We start from the raw sequence: 17,273 nt of genomic DNA on the forward strand, positions 1-17,273 counted from the left end.
CTAAAGTTTTAGGCTGATAGAGCAAAAGTGTAAAATCTAATCAAGCGAAAACTGTCAACTTTATTCTAGCGTTTACATTCCATTGCTTTTAATTGGATTTCCCGCTAAAGTTTTTAAAAGGGATGTCAGATAGAAAGGCTGTGATTCTTTTTTGAATATACTTATTACAGGTGCAAACGGATTTTTGGGGAAAAAGCTTTCATTGAAGCTTTTGGAACAGGGTCATGAACTTTATTTGCTAGTCAGAAGCAGAAAGCGGCTCGACGCCTTCATGCAGGGTGAAGGAAGCGGCTTTTCCAAGCAGATTCATATATTGGAAGGCGATGTGACAGAAGAGTATCTTGGATTAAATAGAGAACTTACTGTTGCATTAAAAGGAAAGATAGATGCAATATACCATAGTGCAGCACTTCTATCATTCGATGAAAAAGATCGGGATAAGACTTTTGAAGTGAATGTGGGCGGAACAGAAAATGTCCTGAAGCTTTCTTTGGAGATAAATTGTCCTAAGGTTTTATATATCAGCACCGCCTATACGGTTGGGACAGAGACTGCTGGGGCGGAGGCTCTTTACTCAGCGGACAGGCATTTTGTAAATCCCTATGAAGCTTCCAAATGCGAGGCAGAGCATCTCGTATATTCATTCCGGGAAAGACTGGATATTGTTATTCTTCGTCCGGGGATTATCATTGGTGATTCCAGAACAGGTGAGGCTGATACAAACTTTGGCTTATATGGATTTCTAAAAGGCATCAAGATCTTAAAAAAACGGGCTATAAGAAAACAGGACCGCCATACCTGCAGAATCTATCTGGATCCAGAAGTGGCCCAGAATTTTGTGCCGGTGAATTATGTGATTGACACACTGGATGCTGCCTTGATTCATGCAGAGAATGGCGGGATTTACAATATTACAAACCCTAACCCGCCTTTGCAATCAGATATATATGAAATAGTAAAAGAGGTACTGGATTTTTCTGAATTGGAGATGTGTGTCCCTGGAGAATCTGCAGAAATGACAAATGAAGAAAAGGCTTTTCATGATTCAATGAGCATTTTCCACAGTTATTTCCAGCGGACCATTGATTTCCCGTCAGATAATACGGAAAAGCTGCTTGCAGCTGCAGGGGTTCCCAAGCTGCAAATGGATCGTGATGCTTTAACTAGAATAATAGCAGGATATTTGATGGGGAAAGAGAGTATACCATCTTAATGGAAAAAGACCGGGGATTTGAATTCCCGGTCTTCCTTTATTCATTCATGCCTGTTTCCCGCCTTTTGGCCACCTGCTTTAATGGGGCTTTTAAAAGCTTCCGGTGTTTAACTTCCATAATCTGAATTTGATTTAATTCCTCAATTAAGTCATGGATCGAGAGAATCTCATAGAGAATAGCTGTCTCAGGCTGGACATGGTGGTGTGTGCGGGGTCTCAAACCGCCTGCAGGGTCCAGCTGTTTTTGCTCAATAAACCATTGTGTTATCTGGCTGATTTTTTCACGCTGGGTTTCTGAAATAAGAAAGCAGGGATCATACAGACTGTCTTTTAAATCCTCAAGGACTGACAAGGCGAACTCTTTCCTGCTCTTCTCAATATCCAGCCGGCCAGGCGCCAGAAAGATCAAGTTTCCCGTGTGATAGGTGATTTGCCTTAAGATGGTCAGTTTTTTATATTCATAATGAAAGTCCCGCATATCCTCACGGCTGAATCGGTGATATCTGTATTCCGCTTTTTGATAGTGGCATAATGTTTCAGTCTTATCGATATCTTTAATAAGTCTTTGGAAATCAGAGCGGACATTTTCATCAGATTCCTGTGAATTAAAAATCTCAATGCCTCTTTTAAGTAAAATGTCACCGGAGCGTCTGTATAAGGCATATATGTTTTTTATGATTGATTTTGAGTAATTGGGAGGCATGATAAAAAAGTTAACTGCCGTGGAAACGACAATACCGGTTGTGGTAGTCCCCAATCGAATGAAAAAAGACGATAAATAATGATCATGAACGGTAGAAATCATAGCAACACCAGTCAACGTAGCCACCAGCATCCCGTCATGAAGCTTCAGTTTATGGCAGACGATGATTGTGGCAAGCGATACGGAAGCATAACTGTAAGGGCTGTCCCCGAAAATGAACGTAAATAAAACGGCAAAGCCCGCACCAATAGCTGCAGCCGGAAACCTGACATATGCTTTCCGAATGGAATCCGCAACAGTGGGCTCAATCGTAACGATGGCCGTTATGACAGCAAACATGGCTGGCCAATTCAGGATATGGCAAATAAAAGCTGTTATAAAAACAGCCAGCCCGGTTTTGGCAATTCTTCCTCCAATAAATGTATATGGAATAGTCTGTTTCATAAAAAATCCTTATTTAAATCTGTGTTTTTAATATAAATTTATATTAGTGCAAGGAACTAATAAGAGCAAATGCAAATCTTCTGACAAAAAGAAATTACCCCGGTGACATAATCAGATAGTATGTTAAAATAAACAACTATAAAGTATAGAATGAATATATATAAGATTTTAACAAAGGGGAAGGGTGAGTTCGAGTGTCAATTGAAAGTGTGAAAGCCCATTTTAAGAAATGGGACCGGGAACAGGATGTAATGGAGTTTGATTCTTCAAGCGCAACTGTGGAACAGGCTGCTGAAACAATCGGTGTCTGCCCTGCACAAATTGCCAAAACGCTTTCCTTCAGGGGTGAAGGGAATGAAGCAATTCTTGTGGTGGCCGCAGGTGACGCGAAAATTGACAACAAAAAGTTCCGGAAAACGTTCGGATTCAAAGCCCGTATGCTTTCATCAGAGGAAGTTCTCGAACAGACCGGCCATGCTGTCGGCGGAGTGTGTCCATTTGGATTGAAGAATGACCTGGAAGTCTATCTGGATGAATCTATGAACAGATTCGAAACCCTTTTTCCTGCATGCGGAAACAGTAATTCCGCCATTGAACTGACTCCTGATGAAATTAATACATATTCAGATGCCAAAGCCTGGGTGGATGTCTGCAAGGAATGGGAAGATGCACTGATCGTTGAACGGCCTTTGGAGAAAATAACAAAATAATTCGTGCTGTAAAATAATAAAGAAATGTATTATTATAATTATATATGTATAAATATATAGATTGGCGGATTAGGAGAGCAGATATATGGGAAAAAATCTTATTATTAAGCAAATCGATGAACTTCAAGATGATTTTAATAGAATAAGCACTTACATAGGCGAGAATCCCGAACTGGGGCATGAAGAGTACAAGGCATGCAAAGTATTGACAGAGGAGCTTAAGAACCATGGTTTTACCGTGGAAATTGGCACTTGCGGTTTGCCGACTGCTTTCACGGCTACTTATGACAGCGGGAAAGAAGGGCCTGCAATAGGATATATGTCTGAATACGATGCATTGCCTGAAGTAGGGCATGCATGCGGCCATAATCTTATTGGGACAATGGGGATCGCTGCAGGCATAGGACTGAGCAAAGTGATTCATGAAACAGGAGGAAAAGTCATTGTCTTTGGCACGCCTGCAGAGGAGACGAAGGGCGGCAAGGTGACCATGGCTGAAGCGGGTATTTTTGACGCTTTGGATGCAGCGATTATGGTTCATCCCCTCGACAACTATGTGAAGAGCGGTTCATCACTGGCGATGGATGCGATTCAGTTTGAGTTTTTCGGAAAATCAGCACACGCAGCTGCCAGCCCTCATTTGGGAATCAATGCGCTGGATGCTGTTCTTCAAACGTTCAACAGCATAAATGCCTTGCGCCAGCATATCAAGCCTGATGCCAGGATTCATGGCATCATTACAGAAGGGGGCAAAGCGGCAAACGTTGTTCCGGATTATGCAGTTGCCCAATTTTATGTGCGTGCTGCAAAACGTGAATATGTAAATGAATTAGTCGAAAAGGTTAAGAAATGTGCTGAAGGGGCAGCCCTGCAGACGGGTGCTCAAATGAAATGGTCCTTTTATGAATTTTCTTATGATGATATGGTTACGAACAGCCCTTTATCAGAAGCATTTAATAAAGAACTGATTTCTCTGGGTGTGAATGAAGAGGAAATAATGGAGCAGAAGGACGGCTCAGGTTCACTTGATATGGGGAATGTCAGCCAGTCAGCACCATCCATTCATCCTTATATTAAAATCACAAATAAGGCATATGCCTGCCATACACATGAATTCCGGGAAGCTGCGATGAGTGAGCAGGCGAGAGAAGCCATGATCCTTGGAGCAAAGGCAATGGCACTTACCGGGTATGAAGTGTTAACAAATAAGGAGCTTTTAAAAAGGGTCAAAGAAGAATTTGAGTCGAATAAGGCATTAGCCTAAGTTCAAAATAAGGCCATGATCCGCAAATGGATCATGGCCTTTCGATTATGATAAACTATTCCATTCTGAATACAGTCCGGTTCCATTGCAGCCCTGGCAGTCAAATTGGTTAGCATGATAAGCGAATTCATTCCCCGGATAAAGTGAAAAACCCCTGCCGTAACAGTCCGGACACTTGTTTTCTTCCTTCATGCGATTGACATGATTCTGATATCTCATTTCGCGCCATTCATTAAAGGTATTCAATAATCCCATCTTTTTTCACCTCAGCCATTTTTTCCTTATTTTGAATAAAATGGACAGAAATTATACACGTCGACACTATAATATATGCATAAAGTGGGACTAGTGTGAAAAAAGCTTGTCATATTTTTTAAAATATGAACCTGAAGCAACTTTGGACACAGCGATCAGTTTTTTCTGGTTTTGAGTCTGAACCTGGGGCAACTTCGGACACAGCGACCGGGTTTTTCCAATGTTGAGTCTGAACCTGAAGTAACTTCGGACACATCGATCAGACTTTTTCCATTTTTGAGTCCCAACACGAGGGCAGCTTCCGACTCAGTGCCATTAATTATAATGCCATTTTTCGCTGAGAGCTTCGATAAAAATGCTGACATTTCTTTTTTCCTGCATAATGGGAGAAAGTACATAGGACAAAGTGCGTTTGAATTCGTGATTTTCTATCTTGATGATAGACAGGTTGTTTTGTTTTACGTCTCTTGCGACTACGCTTCCGGATAGAATGCTCATTCCCAGCCCATTGATGAGTGTTTCTTTTATTCCCTGGTTGCTTGAGATCGTCAGGAGTGATTTCACCTTAAGGCCATTTGATCTGACCACATGGTTAAAATATTCCCGGGTTCCTGAGCCGTTTTCCCTCATGATCCAGGCCTGATCCTGGAGATCAGCAATGGTTGCTTCTTCTTTTTGTGCCAGGGGATGATGGTTGGAGGTCACAATAAATAATTCATCCTCTAGAAAGGGAGTCACAATAAGCTCTTTTTCATTTGTCTGGCCTTCAATTAAGCCGATATCGACATGATGGGAGCGTGTGGACTTGACAACTTCCTCCGTGTTGGCAATCGTAATCTGGAGATTCAGTTCAGGATATTCATTCTGCAAATCAAGCAAAAGAGGAGGAAGGATGTATTCCCCTATTGTGAAACTGGCCGCAATTTTCAGATCCCCTTTAATGGTATGCTGCTGATCTAAAATTTCCTGCCTGGTTTGCTCGTAAATGGTAATCATCTGCTTGGCCCGGTCATATAATATTTCACCGCTGGGCGTAATCTTCAAGTATTTTGGTGAACGCTGAAAAAGTTTTGTCTGAAATTCCTTTTCCAGATTTTTAATGTGCAGGCTGACACTGGGCTGGGACATGAGAAGGAGCTCAGCCGTCTTTGTAAAATTTTTCACCTCAGCCAAGGTGACGAAAGTTTTTAACGCATCATAATGCAAAATATCACCCTTTTATAATTAATAATATTAATAGTTATGATAATTAATATTTATTTTACTAATGTTAAATCATTCGGTAAAGTATTAGATATATATTTTTTTAATAACAAACCCGACTTTTTTTATAGGAAAAGAAGAAATTCAAAGAAATAAGAATAAACCAGCTCTATTCTGCTGGTTTGCGAGGTGGATCATGTTGCAACTTCAGGTAATGAACAGTCCGTTTAACCAGGAGCAGACAGAGCTCCTGAATCGTCTTCTTCCGACTCTGACAGAGACTCAATCCCTCTGGCTGAGCGGGTATCTTGCCGCGATACAGTCCTCATCATTGCAGGCTGCCCCTGCAGTGGAAGAGCGTCCAGCACCGGCAGCAGCACCGGCCATTCCAAAGGAAGTGACCATTTTATTTGGATCACAGACCGGGAATGCGCAGAATCTGGCAAAAAAAGCCGGGAAAACGCTTGAGGAGAGAGGTTTTCAAGTAAACGTTTCAGCCATGAGTGATTTTAAGCCTAATAATCTTAAAAAGGTCAAAAACCTGTTAATTGTCGTCAGTACTCATGGTGAGGGAGACCCTCCGGATAACGCATTAACATTCCATGAATTCATTCACGGAAAAAGAGCTCCAAAACTTGAAGACTTCCGTTATTCAGTTTTAGCTCTTGGCGACAGCTCATATGAATTCTTCTGCCAGACTGGGAAGGATTTTGATAAACGTCTCGAGGAGCTTGGCGGAACGAGAATTACACCAAGGGTAGATTGTGATCTTGATTTCGAAGAGCCTGCAGCAGAGTGGGCGGAAGCAGTTTTAGCCGGATTGAGCGAAGGGGATAGCAGCAGTCCTTCTCCTGCAGCAGCTTCAGTTTCAGCTGCAGCACCTGCCGAGTCTGTTTATTCCCGATCGAATCCGTTTCGTGCAGAAGTGCTGGAGAATATTAATCTCAATGGCCGCGGCTCCAATAAAGAAACACGCCATCTTGAGATTTCATTAGAGGGTTCAGGACTGACGTATCAGCCTGGTGACAGTCTTGGGGTCTATCCGGAAAATGATCCTGAACTGGTTGACTTGCTTCTAACTGAAATGAACTGGGATCCTGAAGAAACAGTCAGAGTGAAAGAGGAAACTGTTACATTAAAACAAGCGCTTACGGCCCACTTTGAGATTACTGTCCTGACCAAGCCGCTTGTGGAAAAGGCTGCAAAGCTTTCCAGTAATGAAGAGCTGCACCAGCTTGCCTCTGACAGCAATCAGCTGAAATCCTATATCGGTGGCCGTGATTTAATCGATTTAGTCCGTGACTTTAAGCCATGGAGCAGTTCGGCACAGGAGTTTGTCTCTATACTGCGTAAGATGCCTGCGCGTCTATATTCTATTTCCAGCAGCTTTGAGGCGAATCCTGATGAAGTACATTTAACTATCGGTGCAGTCCGCTATGATGCCCATGGCCGTGAACGCAAAGGAGTCTGCTCCATTTTATGTTCGGAGCGTCTTCAGCCAGGCGATACACTGCCGGTATTTATTCAGCACAATGAAAACTTTAAGCTGCCTGAAAATCCGGAAACACCAATTATTATGGTGGGTCCTGGAACAGGAATTGCACCGTTCCGATCCTTTATGCAGGAGCGTGAAGAAAGCGGCGCAGAAGGGAAGTCCTGGCTATTCTTCGGCGACCAGCATTTTGTAACCGATTTTCTATATCAGACTGAATGGCAAAAGTGGCTCAAGGATGGAATCTTATCGAAGCTGGATGTCGCTTTTTCCCGTGATGATGATGAGAAGGTTTATGTTCAGCATAGAATGCAGGAAAAAAGCAGGGAACTATTCCAGTGGCTCGAGCAAGGTGCGACCGTCTACATCTGCGGCGATGAGAAAAACATGGCGCATGATGTCCATAACACACTCATAGATATTATTGAAAAAGAAGGCGGAATGAGCCGCGAACAGGCTGCAGAATATCTGGCCGATATGCAGAAAAATAAACGCTACCAGCGCGATGTATATTGATTTGGAAGGAAAGGAGTTTTTCAGCATGGTAAACCCAAAATTAAAAGCACCGGACGGACCTCCAAGTGATGTTGAGGGAATTAAGGATCGAAGCAACTTTTTGCGCGGAACGCTGGCGGAAGTTATGCAGGATCGGATCAGCGCCGGGATCCCGGATGATGATAACAGACTAATGAAGCACCACGGCAGCTATCTGCAGGATGATCGGGATCTCAGGAATGAACGCCAGAAGCAGAAACTTGAGCCGGCTTATCAATTTATGCTCCGCCTGCGTCTTCCCGGAGGGGTCGCAACACCGGAGCAATGGCTAGTCGTGGATGACCTGGCTGAGAAGTATGGCAACGGCACTCTCAAATTAACAACACGCCAGACCTTCCAGATGCATGGAATCCTGAAATGGAATATGAAAAAGACGATCCAGGCCATCCATTCGACGATGCTTGATACGATTGCGGCATGCGGAGATGTGAACCGGAATGTCATGTGCATCTCCAATCCCGATCAATCTGAAATTCATGAGGAAGTGTATGAGCTGGCGAAGATGCTAAGTAACGATCTCCTGCCCCGTACACGTGCATATCATGAAATTTGGCTGGATGAAGAAAAAGTAGCCGGCTCTCCAGAGGTGGATGAAGAGACTGAACCGATGTATGGCCCGCTTTATTTACCGCGGAAATTTAAGATTGGGATCGCTGTGCCGCCTTCCAATGATATTGATATTTTTTCACAGGATCTCGGCTTTATTGCGATAGTCGAAGATGGCAAGCTGATTGGCTTTAACGTGGCAATTGGCGGTGGAATGGGCTTCTCTCATGGAGATAAAGCCACCTATCCGCAGCTTTCGAAGGTCATCGGCTTTGTGACGCCTGATAAAATCTATGAAGTGGCTGAAAAGACGATTACAATTCAGCGAGATTACGGAAATCGCTCCGTCCGGAAAAATGCCCGTTTTAAATATACAGTTGACCGTCTTGGGCTGGAGACTGTTATGGAAGAGCTCGAAAACCGCTTAGGCTGGAAACTCGAGGAAGCACGCGGCTTCAAGTTTGATTCCAACGGGGACCGTTATGGATGGGTAAAGGGTGTCCGGGGAAAATGGCATTTTACGATGTTCATAGAAGGCGGCCGTGTGGCAGACTTTGAAGATTATCAGCTGAAAACAGCATTGCGGGAGATTGCCAGGGTTCATAAAGGCGATTTCAGGCTGACGGCCAATCAGAACCTGATTATTGGCAGTGTGGCTGATGAAGATAAGTCTGCAATTGAGGCGCTTATTGAAAAATACGGTCTTACAGACGGAAGCCGCTACAGTGCACTTCGCCGCGGATCCATGGCCTGTGTCGCTCTGCCGACATGTGGATTGGCGATGGCTGAGGCTGAACGCTATCTGCCTGGATTGATCGATAAAATTGATGAAATCGCTGATGAAGCAGGCTTGCGGAATGAAGAAATCACGATCCGCATGACCGGCTGCCCGAACGGCTGTGCGCGTCACGCACTCGGCGAAATCGGCTTTATTGGCAAGGCGGTCGGCAAGTACAATATGTATCTTGGCGCAGCCTTTGACGGAAGCCGGCTCAGCAAAATGTACCGCGAAAACATCGGAGAAGAAGAAATCCTGAACGAGCTGCGCGTCATTCTGCCACGCTATGCGCGCGAACGTCAGGACGGCGAGCATTTTGGCGACTTCGTGATCCGTGCAGGAATTATTGAAGCGACAACAGACGGAACTAATTTTCATAATTGAGGCTTGAGGAAAGATGGGGCTGGTGCCCTGTCTTTTTTTTTGCTCAAGTTCGATAAACAATCCAAACAGGATTAATATAGAATGTGAGTGAAAAAATGATTGTAAAACGGCGTGATATTCCTCTTAAGATTCACAAGCAGCTGCACGACTACTCAAATCTATGGAACTACCCAACACCGGAGGATACAAGAACAGAAAATATGAATTATATCAATTGATGATAAGAATAAAGGTTTTTAAAATAAAATGTCGAAACATTTAGATATCTGCAAACAACCAAAGGAGGATTATCATGCCAAATGAGGAAATGCTTTTGATTCCAGGACCTACACCTGTTGTGGATTCGATTTATGAGGCGATGTCACAGGAGACAAGGGGGCATACGGATCCGAGGTTTGCCGCTGTTTATAAGAGTGCGATAGAGAAAACGAGGGAGATGCTGAAAACGGATGGAGAAGTGTTTGTCATTTCTGGCTCCGGGACGATTGCGATGGAAATTGCTCTGGTGAACACGGTAGCAGCAGGAGAACGGCTATTGATTATTAGCCAGGGCTTTTTCGGTGATCGTTTCCTGCATTTAGCCAGGGCGTTCGGAATCCAGGCAGATATCATTCAATCCGAATGGGGTAAACAGGTGGACCCCGCAGCAGTCGAGGAAAAACTTGCATCTCATTCCTATAAAGCGGTGACGTTAACCCATGCTGATACATCAACAGGTGTTGCGGCTGACCTGAATTCCCTGGTGCCAATCATTAAAAAGCATGGGGCACTTGTGATTCTGGATGGAGTCTGTGCGACCGCAGCGATAGAAGAGGATATGAGCAAGTCATATGACGGCGGAAAAATTGATGTCGTTTTAACTGGCTCGCAGAAGGCGATTGGTGTGCCGCCAGGACTCGCTGTTGTCGCATTCAATGAGACAGCATTGGCTGCCCGCCAACAAATGGAACGGGTTCCTGCCTATTATTGCGATATTTATAATTGGATTCCTATTATGCAGGACCCGCAAAAATACTTTGCTACACCTCCAGTGAATTTGATTTATGCCTATGATGAGGGAATGAGGCTGGTGTTAGCAGAGGGAATGGAGCATCGCTATAAGCGTCATGAAGCATACGGCAAAGCTGTCCGGGCTGCGCTTGCTGAATATGGAATGAAGGCAATTGCTGATGAAAATGCCGCTGCAGCAACTCTCAGCTGCATTCTTTACCCTAAAGGTATGGATGATGCTGAATTCCGGGCCTCTCTTGCGAAAAAAGGAGTCATTGTTGCCGGAGCCCTGGCTCATCTGGCAGGAAAAGCATTCCGAATCGGCCATATGGGAAATACGACTGAAGACATGCTTGAACAAGCAGTTATACGAATCGGTGAAACCACGAAAGAACTGGGCTTTGAAGCAGATATCCAAAAAGCGGTTACTACGTTTAGAGAGCTTGCAATGCCTGTTGCGTAATAATCAATGAAGAACCCATTAACTAGACTGCCTACCCGGCAGTCTTTTCCCTGAAAAAAGAAGAATGGAGAATTTAAAAGTGATCGATTATCGAATTAAACATGTGAAGGGCTATGATGAAAAAATAGGAGAACTTGTTTCAATGCTTGAACATACCAGGTCTGTGACGCTTAAAGATGTTGCTGGCTTGACACAAAATGAGCTGGATTTTCTTCCCGATGAAAACAGTAATTCAATAGGATCACTTTTGAAGCATATTGCTTTTGTTGAATATGTTCACCAAATCATTACTTTTGAGAATAGAGATCTTAACGATGAAGAATATTCTAAATGGGCTGCGGCGTATGAATTGGGTGAGAAAGCAAGGAATGAATTTAATCATCATCCTCTGGAATTTTACTTGGAGGAACTATCGGCAATTAGAGAGAAAACGTTAAAACTTTTAGCATCCAAACGGGATAGCTGGCTATATGAAGAAGGAAAGTGGAGCAATGGAGTCCCTTTCAACAACTATTGGTTCTGGTATCACGTTATGGAGGATGAAATCAGCCATCGGGGGCAAATCCGGGTGTTAAAAAGACAGCTGGCAGCTCAGAGATGATAAGATAACCGCCTCCTTTTTTCCAAAAATATGAAACTAAACTTTCATTAGATCGTATATAAGGTAAAACATTTAAAGGCGGTTTAATGGATGAAAAAAATGAACTGGGGTCTTTCAGGAAGCGGAATGGCATTTGGTCTGTCTCTAGGATTAGTTTTTGGAATGCTCTTTGAAAATTGGGCTTTGGGCATTGCCATGGGAGTTGCTTTTGGGGCATCGTTTGGATCCTCAGAAAAGAAGTAAAGGAGGAGCTGCCTTGATCAAAAACAAAAAGCTCTTTTTGACATCAATTGTCTTAATCGTTATTTCCATGGCTTTAAACTTCCCTTTTCCGCATCAAAATCGACTAGGTGAAGCAGGGGTTATGATATTAAATATTCCAATTAATTCAGCGGATGGAATTCATTATACAGGGATATTTATTCTCCTTTTACTTGTGCTGGGTATGGTCCTGCTTCATCGTTCACTCGAAAAATATCATTTGCGATCATTTTTTACCGTTATCATCATCGTTTCCCTTCTGCCTCCTTCTCTGGCAGAGGCTTATCAAAAAACGCTGGCAAATGGCATCAATGCCGTTTCCTATATAAAAGATGAAAGTCAATGTAAGTTTGTAATGATTGGTGAAGATACTTTGCAGGGAACTTGTGAGCTGCCATTTGAAAATTACAGCAATGAAGAAGTGTCTTTTACTATCGGCTTTTATGACAGATATTTATTTGAAGAGGATGTAAAGATGCTTTCACTGATGAACAGCGGTGAACCTAGTAACGTTAAATTGCTCCCTAACGAAGCTAAGGTTGTCCGGATTGAGAAAGAGATCGATGTGTCAAAAATCAAAAACCACGTTGAAAATGGAGAGGCCGCTTATGTAAGCATCATTATTCATGCTGGTGAGAAAAGCAGGAAATTGTAAGAGGGGCTGAGGCTAATGACCATTAAATTAAAACCCGTCACAAGAGATAACTGGGAAGAAGCCATACAGATGAAGGTAAAAGAATGGCAGCGTGATTTCGTTCCCTCAGCGGCTGTATCACTTGCCAAGGTTTATATTAAACCAGATGGGGACGCAGTAGAGTATATTCCATTCTCAATCTATGACAATGATAAAATGGTTGGTTTCATCATGCATGCCTATGAGCCGGATACAGTTAATATGTATTGGATAAACGGTTTTTTTATTGATCAGAAGTATCAGGGCAGGGGCTATGGCCGGGCTGCATTAGAGGAGATGATCAGCTGGATAAAAACTAAAATTCCAAAATGCGAGGAAATCCGCTTAACGGTTCATAAAGATAATCAACACGCAAGGATACTTTATAAAAACTTCGGATTTTCCCCCACCGGGGAGATATGGGGAGAGGAAGAGGTTTACTATTTTTCAGTATAAAGGAGTTATTTATGATTAATGAAACACTGGAAATAAATAAGAAAAGCTGGGATGAAGCGGCTAAAAGGTTTTATGGTCGAAATCCGCTTCCTGAATATGGACCATTGGCACCAACTGAAGATGACCTTCACTTGTTTGGAGATGTGCGAAGCTTAAAGATGCTGGAGATTGGCTGCGGCAGCGGGCATTCCCTAAAGTATTTGGACCAGCGGGGAGCAGGTGAATTATGGGGATTGGATTTATCGTCCCGTCAAATCGATGCTGCCAAGGAACTCTTGAAAAATTCTTCCTCAAAAGTAAAGCTGTTTGAATCCCCGATGGAACAAAATCCCGGAATCCCTGCTGATTATTTCGATGCCGTTTTTTCCATTTATGCGATTGGCTGGACCACGAATTTAGAAGAGACGCTGAAAAACGTTCATTCCTATCTTAAATCAGGCGGGATGTTTATTTTCAGCTGGGAGCATCCCTTGTATAACCGGATTAAGGCTGAAAATGGAGTATTAATTATGGATAAATCCTATCATGAAGAAGGCCCCTATCAGCACATTGCATGGAACCAGCCTGCCATTATGCAGCAATATAAATTAAGTACATATATCAATCTACTAATAGAAAACGGGTTTGCGATTGAAAGGGTAATTGAAGATGTAAGTCTTACTGAGGAAGATGTTCAGCGGCATGCCAATCGATGGTATTCCTATGAAAAAACCAAAGCTTTACCCGCTGTTTTTATTATTAAATGCAGAAAGTTATAGCATGTGGAGATGAAAAAATGCTGAAAGAAATCATAATTGATTGTGGTGAAGTAATCCTTAGGGAATACCGGATGGAGGACGTCCAGGCACTCTATGAAATTACTTCCCAGCCGGAAGTTTATGAGTTTATTCCAGGTGCACAGGCTACGCTAGGGCAGCGGGTGGACTGGATGGAGAATTATGAAATACCGGCGAATGAAAAATTCAAGTCCTCAATGCCAGATCTGAAAGATGCCGGCTTTTTGAATTTGGGAATTGTTCTTAAGGAAACTGGAGAGTTTATTGGCTTTTGCAATACAGGAATAAAGGACGAACTGCCAGAACCGAACAGGGAAATTGGCTATGCCATCTCGAAGCACTGCCGGAATAAAGGTTATTCCACCCTTGCAGCAAAAGGGCTAATAGATTTTCTTTTTGAAAAAACGGCTCTTGAAACAATAAATGCTGTTGCATTAACCAGCAATGCCAGTTCCAATAGAGTTCTGCAAAAATGCGGCTTCAAGCTTGCTGGCGAAATAGAGATTGATGGAGAACTGTTTCTCCATTACACCATTAGAAAAAGGGATTGGGCTTAGATAATTTTCAAAGACACCCGCCATTCAATATGGGGGTGTCCCGCGTTAAGGTTATAGATCAGATTTAGGATTTGTATTAAATGTGCCGTTTTTATTTTCCTTTTCATGTCCGCGAACCTGGTCTCCGCCATTTCCCTTTTCGTGCACCTTTTTGCCGCCGAGTTTTACGTTTGGATATTCTTGTTCCCGCATGGTCTTCACCTCCATGTTAATTAAATTATCCATAAAGGAAATAAATATATATTTTTGGGGTTATTAAATGGAAATTACACTAATCAGACATGGCAGGTCAGCGCATATAGAAGACCACCGCCTGAATAGCCGTGAATTTAAGAAATGGGTTGAAACGTATAACCGTTTAGGGATTCTTGAAGATGAAGTTTGTCCTTCAGATGCTCTGGAAAAAGGGGTTTCAGCATCTTTAATACTTACAAGTAATCTGAAGAGGTCTATCGAGTCCGCTAAATGCATAAATCCCTTCGCAAAGATTCATGCAGATCCAATATTCAGTGAAGCTGAATTGCCCATTCCTGCAAGTAATTTGCCGGGACTGAAATTAAGGCCCAAAACCTGGGCACTGGTATTAAGGTTACTTTGGATATGCGGCTATTCGCAGGGGTGTGAATCATATAGGGATGCAAAGCTTCGGGCAAAGCAAGCATCATTATTATTAACCTCAATTGCAAAAGAACATCATTCTGCTGTTCTCGCGGGACACGGTTTTTTTAACCTGTTAATTGCGGGGGAACTTCAAAAAGCCGGATGGACCGGTAAGAGGAAAACAGGTTTAAAGCATTGGAACACAGATACTTACGTTCATTTCGGAGGGGATGAAAATGTTAATACCTAACCTACCATCGAAATTTAAGAATTTTGGACAATATGAGTGCCACGGATCAAGCGATCTATATGAGTTCTTGTCTTACAAGATTGCGGAGGATGAGGAATTGCTGGTTTTGGCATCAGAAGCGAGAGACGGCCAGCCTGTGCCAAATTTGTTTTTTGGAGCCATTCATTATCTGCTGTTACAAGGGAAAGAGCATGTACTTAAGGAATTCTATCCTAGTATAGTGGAGGATCCAAGAACCCCCCAGGATTCCTTCCAAAGCTTTAAAGATTTCTGCAGGCTGTATTCACAAGAAATTAAAGAGATAGTACAAACAAGAATAGTTCAGACGAATGAAGTAAGGCGCTGTGCTTACTTATACCCAGTATTCGATTACATTTACCAGCAAACCAAAAAGCCGCTGGCCCTGATTGAAATCGGAACCAGCGCCGGACTCCAGCTTCTTTGGGATAAATACAGCTACTCTTATGGAACAGGAGAAACATACGGGCATCCAAACGCAAACGTTCATTTATCCTCTGAAATCAAGGGGGGCCATATCCCGATTTTTTCTGAAGAAATGCCGCCGGTTGCTTCAAGAGTTGGGGTTGATCTTCATATAAATGACTTGAATATCGGGGAAGATTTTTTGTGGCTGAAATCACTTATCTGGCCTGAACATGAGGAGAGAAGAACTCTATTCGAAAAAGCTGCCCAATGTGTAAGGGGAAATCCAATCTCCCTTATAGAAGGAGATGGTGTTGAGCTTCTGCCAAGTTTGATTGAAGCTATACCTGAAGAACATTCAGTCTGTGTATTCCACACACATGTGGCCAATCAAATGCAGCCAGAAGTAAAAGAGAATCTGCTTGCAAAAATAAAAGCAAGCGGACGCATGAGGGATATCTTTCATATTTATAACAATATCCAGGACCGGAATCTGCATCTAGATTATTATTTGCATGCTGCAGAATACAAGAAACTGGCCAGCCAAACAGAAGGGCATGGAAAGTGGTTTACATGGGAATTGAATTAGATTCCATTAATCTTTCGCTCTCCGAAAATTTTGAAACTTGACATCATCTGTTATACTTATCTAGGTAAGTATATATTGTTTTAACCTATTAACAGATATATCTTGCAAATATTAAGTGATAGGTGGAAATACAAATGAGTCAAAAACCGTACAGAGTATTACTTTACTACATGTATGTTCCAATTGAGGACCCTGAAGAGTTCGCAAGGGAGCATAAAGCATTCTGCAATGAGCTGGGCCTTAAAGGGCGTATTCTTGTTGCGAATGAAGGAATTAATGGGACTGTATCCGGACCAGTGGAACAGACCGACCGCTATATGGAAGCGATGAAGCAGGATCCGCGCTTTGCGGAGATGGTTTTCAAAATAGATGAAGCAGATGGACATGCATTTCCTAAGATGAAGGTTCGTGCACGCCCCGAGCTTGTAACCCTTCGCCTTGAAGACGATGTGAACCCGAACGAGATTACAGGCAAATACCTTGAGCCAAAAGAGTTCTACGAAAGACTTCAGGATGAAGACACGATTGTGCTGGATGCACGAAATGATTATGAATATGATCTTGGACACTTCAGAGGAGCGATCAGGCCGGATATTGAAAACTTCCGCGATCTGCCAAACTGGGTCCGTGAAAATAAAGAATTGCTTGGCGATAAAAAGATCATTACGTATTGCACAGGCGGCATCCGCTGTGAAAAGTTCTCCGGCTGGCTTGTAAAAGAAGGCTTTGAAGATGTAGCCCAGCTTCACGGAGGAATTGTCACATATGGAAAAGACCCTGAGGTACAGGGGCAGCTCTGGGATGGCCAGCTTTATGTTTTCGATGATCGCATTGGTATTCCCGTTAACCAAAAGGAGCATGTAGTCGTTGGTAAGGACTACTTCACAGGCGAGCCTTGTGAACGCTACGTCAACTGTGCAAATCCTGCCTGCAATAAAAAAATCCTTTGCTCTGAAGAAAACGAGCATAAATACATGCGCAGCTGTTCTGATGAATGCCGCACGGATCAACGGAACCGTTATATTGCTGAGCACGGCCTTTCAGAGGCAGATGTGGAAGAAAGATTAGAAAAAATAAAAGCATAAGA

General features: G+C 42.9%; 20 protein-coding genes. 16 read left to right on the forward strand and 4 right to left on the reverse strand.

Features of this window, described 5'->3' with window-relative positions; genetic code table 11:
* The first annotated feature begins 151 nt into the window (after window positions 1-151).
* Window positions 152-1,213, forward strand: a complete 1,062-nt coding sequence (locus BK139_RS18335; protein ID WP_076261642.1) for an SDR family oxidoreductase — start codon at window positions 152-154, stop codon at window positions 1,211-1,213.
* A 37-nt stretch (window positions 1,214-1,250) separates the two neighbouring features.
* Here BK139_RS18335 and BK139_RS18340 read toward each other — a convergent pair whose 3' ends face one another.
* Window positions 1,251-2,360, reverse strand: coding sequence for an aromatic acid exporter family protein (locus tag BK139_RS18340; RefSeq protein ID WP_076261644.1), 1,110 nt, complete (start codon window positions 2,358-2,360; stop codon window positions 1,251-1,253).
* A gap of 194 nt (window positions 2,361-2,554) precedes the next feature.
* Between BK139_RS18340 and BK139_RS18345 the strand changes: the two genes are divergently transcribed.
* Together BK139_RS18345 and BK139_RS18350 are read left to right on the forward strand one after the other, a co-directional pair.
* Window positions 2,555-3,070, forward strand: a complete 516-nt coding sequence (locus tag BK139_RS18345; protein WP_076261646.1) for a YbaK/EbsC family protein — start codon at window positions 2,555-2,557, stop codon at window positions 3,068-3,070.
* Between the two features lie 85 nt (window positions 3,071-3,155).
* Entirely contained in the window at window positions 3,156-4,334 is a 1,179-nt protein-coding gene (locus BK139_RS18350) for a M20 family metallopeptidase (protein ID WP_076261649.1), read from the forward strand.
* A gap of 45 nt (window positions 4,335-4,379) precedes the next feature.
* Here the strand turns inward: BK139_RS18350 and BK139_RS18355 are convergent, their stop codons facing one another.
* Together BK139_RS18355 and BK139_RS18360 are read right to left on the reverse strand one after the other, a co-directional pair.
* Complete coding sequence (locus tag BK139_RS18355) at window positions 4,380-4,589, reverse strand: methionine aminopeptidase (protein ID WP_076261652.1); 210 nt, start codon at window positions 4,587-4,589, stop codon at window positions 4,380-4,382.
* Between the two features lie 315 nt (window positions 4,590-4,904).
* Entirely contained in the window at window positions 4,905-5,795 is an 891-nt protein-coding gene (locus tag BK139_RS18360) for a LysR family transcriptional regulator (protein ID WP_076261655.1), read from the reverse strand.
* Window positions 5,796-5,991: 196 nt separating this feature from the next.
* Between BK139_RS18360 and BK139_RS18365 the strand changes: the two genes are divergently transcribed.
* The 10 genes from BK139_RS18365 (at window position 5,992) to BK139_RS18400 (ending at window position 14,324) form a co-directional block, all read left to right on the forward strand.
* Window positions 5,992-7,800 carry an assimilatory sulfite reductase (NADPH) flavoprotein subunit gene (locus tag BK139_RS18365; RefSeq protein ID WP_076261657.1) on the forward strand — a complete coding sequence of 603 codons (1,809 nt, stop codon included), beginning with the start codon at window positions 5,992-5,994 and terminating at the stop codon, window positions 7,798-7,800.
* Window positions 7,801-7,825: 25 nt separating this feature from the next.
* Window positions 7,826-9,547: an assimilatory sulfite reductase (NADPH) hemoprotein subunit gene (cysI, locus tag BK139_RS18370; protein WP_076261660.1), complete on the forward strand. Its 1,722-nt coding sequence runs from the start codon at window positions 7,826-7,828 to the stop codon at window positions 9,545-9,547.
* Between the two features lie 95 nt (window positions 9,548-9,642).
* Window positions 9,643-9,765: a hypothetical protein gene (locus BK139_RS24445; protein WP_286149051.1), complete on the forward strand. Its 123-nt coding sequence runs from the start codon at window positions 9,643-9,645 to the stop codon at window positions 9,763-9,765.
* A 74-nt stretch (window positions 9,766-9,839) separates the two neighbouring features.
* Complete coding sequence (locus BK139_RS18375) at window positions 9,840-11,000, forward strand: pyridoxal-phosphate-dependent aminotransferase family protein (protein WP_076261662.1); 1,161 nt, start codon at window positions 9,840-9,842, stop codon at window positions 10,998-11,000.
* Window positions 11,001-11,079: 79 nt separating this feature from the next.
* Window positions 11,080-11,601, forward strand: coding sequence for a DinB family protein (locus BK139_RS18380; RefSeq protein WP_076261664.1), 522 nt, complete (start codon window positions 11,080-11,082; stop codon window positions 11,599-11,601).
* Between the two features lie 90 nt (window positions 11,602-11,691).
* The gene (locus BK139_RS24110) at window positions 11,692-11,844 is read left to right on the forward strand and encodes a glycine zipper domain-containing protein (RefSeq protein WP_175609155.1); all 153 of its coding nucleotides are present in this window, start codon (window positions 11,692-11,694) and stop codon (window positions 11,842-11,844) included.
* A 13-nt stretch (window positions 11,845-11,857) separates the two neighbouring features.
* Complete coding sequence (locus BK139_RS18385) at window positions 11,858-12,517, forward strand: hypothetical protein (protein WP_076261667.1); 660 nt, start codon at window positions 11,858-11,860, stop codon at window positions 12,515-12,517.
* Between the two features lie 15 nt (window positions 12,518-12,532).
* Entirely contained in the window at window positions 12,533-12,991 is a 459-nt protein-coding gene (locus BK139_RS18390; protein ID WP_076261670.1) for a GNAT family N-acetyltransferase, read from the forward strand.
* A gap of 11 nt (window positions 12,992-13,002) precedes the next feature.
* Window positions 13,003-13,749, forward strand: a complete 747-nt coding sequence (locus tag BK139_RS18395) for a class I SAM-dependent methyltransferase (RefSeq protein ID WP_076261672.1) — start codon at window positions 13,003-13,005, stop codon at window positions 13,747-13,749.
* Between the two features lie 17 nt (window positions 13,750-13,766).
* On the forward strand, window positions 13,767-14,324 hold the full coding sequence (locus tag BK139_RS18400) for a GNAT family N-acetyltransferase (RefSeq protein ID WP_076261674.1): 558 nt from the start codon (window positions 13,767-13,769) through the stop codon (window positions 14,322-14,324).
* Between the two features lie 51 nt (window positions 14,325-14,375).
* On the opposite strand, the gene BK139_RS24115 is transcribed toward BK139_RS18400, so the two are convergent.
* Window positions 14,376-14,516: a hypothetical protein gene (locus BK139_RS24115; RefSeq protein ID WP_175609156.1), complete on the reverse strand. Its 141-nt coding sequence runs from the start codon at window positions 14,514-14,516 to the stop codon at window positions 14,376-14,378.
* A 67-nt stretch (window positions 14,517-14,583) separates the two neighbouring features.
* Here BK139_RS24115 and BK139_RS18405 point away from each other — a divergent pair, with 67 nt between their 5' ends.
* The 3 genes from BK139_RS18405 to trhO all read left to right on the forward strand — a co-directional run bounded on the left by BK139_RS18405 (window position 14,584) and on the right by trhO (window position 17,271).
* Entirely contained in the window at window positions 14,584-15,174 is a 591-nt protein-coding gene (locus tag BK139_RS18405; RefSeq protein ID WP_076261676.1) for a histidine phosphatase family protein, read from the forward strand.
* Complete coding sequence (locus tag BK139_RS18410) at window positions 15,161-16,186, forward strand: DUF2332 domain-containing protein (RefSeq protein WP_076261678.1); 1,026 nt, start codon at window positions 15,161-15,163, stop codon at window positions 16,184-16,186. Before BK139_RS18405 ends, BK139_RS18410 begins: the two co-directional genes overlap by 14 nt.
* A 134-nt stretch (window positions 16,187-16,320) precedes the next feature.
* Window positions 16,321-17,271: an oxygen-dependent tRNA uridine(34) hydroxylase TrhO gene (trhO, locus tag BK139_RS18415; protein ID WP_076261680.1), complete on the forward strand. Its 951-nt coding sequence runs from the start codon at window positions 16,321-16,323 to the stop codon at window positions 17,269-17,271.
* Window positions 17,272-17,273 lie beyond the last annotated feature (2 nt).

The sequence above is a fragment of the Paenibacillus sp. FSL R5-0490 genome, from assembly GCF_001956215.1.
In the GTDB taxonomy this organism is placed as follows: Bacteria; Bacillota; Bacilli; order Bacillales; family Cytobacillaceae; genus Cytobacillus.

Coding starts and splice junctions, on each gene's coding strand:
- BK139_RS18340 (WP_076261644.1), bottom strand. CDS start 2,360: ATGAAACAGACTATTCCATATACATTTATTGGAGGAAGAATTGCCAAA.
- BK139_RS24110 (WP_175609155.1), top strand. CDS start 11,692: ATGAAAAAAATGAACTGGGGTCTTTCAGGAAGCGGAATGGCATTTGGT.
- BK139_RS18350 (WP_076261649.1), top strand. CDS start 3,156: ATGGGAAAAAATCTTATTATTAAGCAAATCGATGAACTTCAAGATGAT.
- BK139_RS24445 (WP_286149051.1), top strand. CDS start 9,643: ATGATTGTAAAACGGCGTGATATTCCTCTTAAGATTCACAAGCAGCTG.
- BK139_RS18390 (WP_076261670.1), top strand. CDS start 12,533: ATGACCATTAAATTAAAACCCGTCACAAGAGATAACTGGGAAGAAGCC.
- BK139_RS18400 (WP_076261674.1), top strand. CDS start 13,767: ATGCTGAAAGAAATCATAATTGATTGTGGTGAAGTAATCCTTAGGGAA.
- trhO (WP_076261680.1), top strand. CDS start 16,321: ATGAGTCAAAAACCGTACAGAGTATTACTTTACTACATGTATGTTCCA.
- BK139_RS18375 (WP_076261662.1), top strand. CDS start 9,840: ATGCCAAATGAGGAAATGCTTTTGATTCCAGGACCTACACCTGTTGTG.
- BK139_RS18395 (WP_076261672.1), top strand. CDS start 13,003: ATGATTAATGAAACACTGGAAATAAATAAGAAAAGCTGGGATGAAGCG.
- BK139_RS18355 (WP_076261652.1), bottom strand. CDS start 4,589: ATGGGATTATTGAATACCTTTAATGAATGGCGCGAAATGAGATATCAG.
- cysI (WP_076261660.1), top strand. CDS start 7,826: ATGGTAAACCCAAAATTAAAAGCACCGGACGGACCTCCAAGTGATGTT.
- BK139_RS18405 (WP_076261676.1), top strand. CDS start 14,584: ATGGAAATTACACTAATCAGACATGGCAGGTCAGCGCATATAGAAGAC.
- BK139_RS24115 (WP_175609156.1), bottom strand. CDS start 14,516: ATGCGGGAACAAGAATATCCAAACGTAAAACTCGGCGGCAAAAAGGTG.
- BK139_RS18410 (WP_076261678.1), top strand. CDS start 15,161: ATGTTAATACCTAACCTACCATCGAAATTTAAGAATTTTGGACAATAT.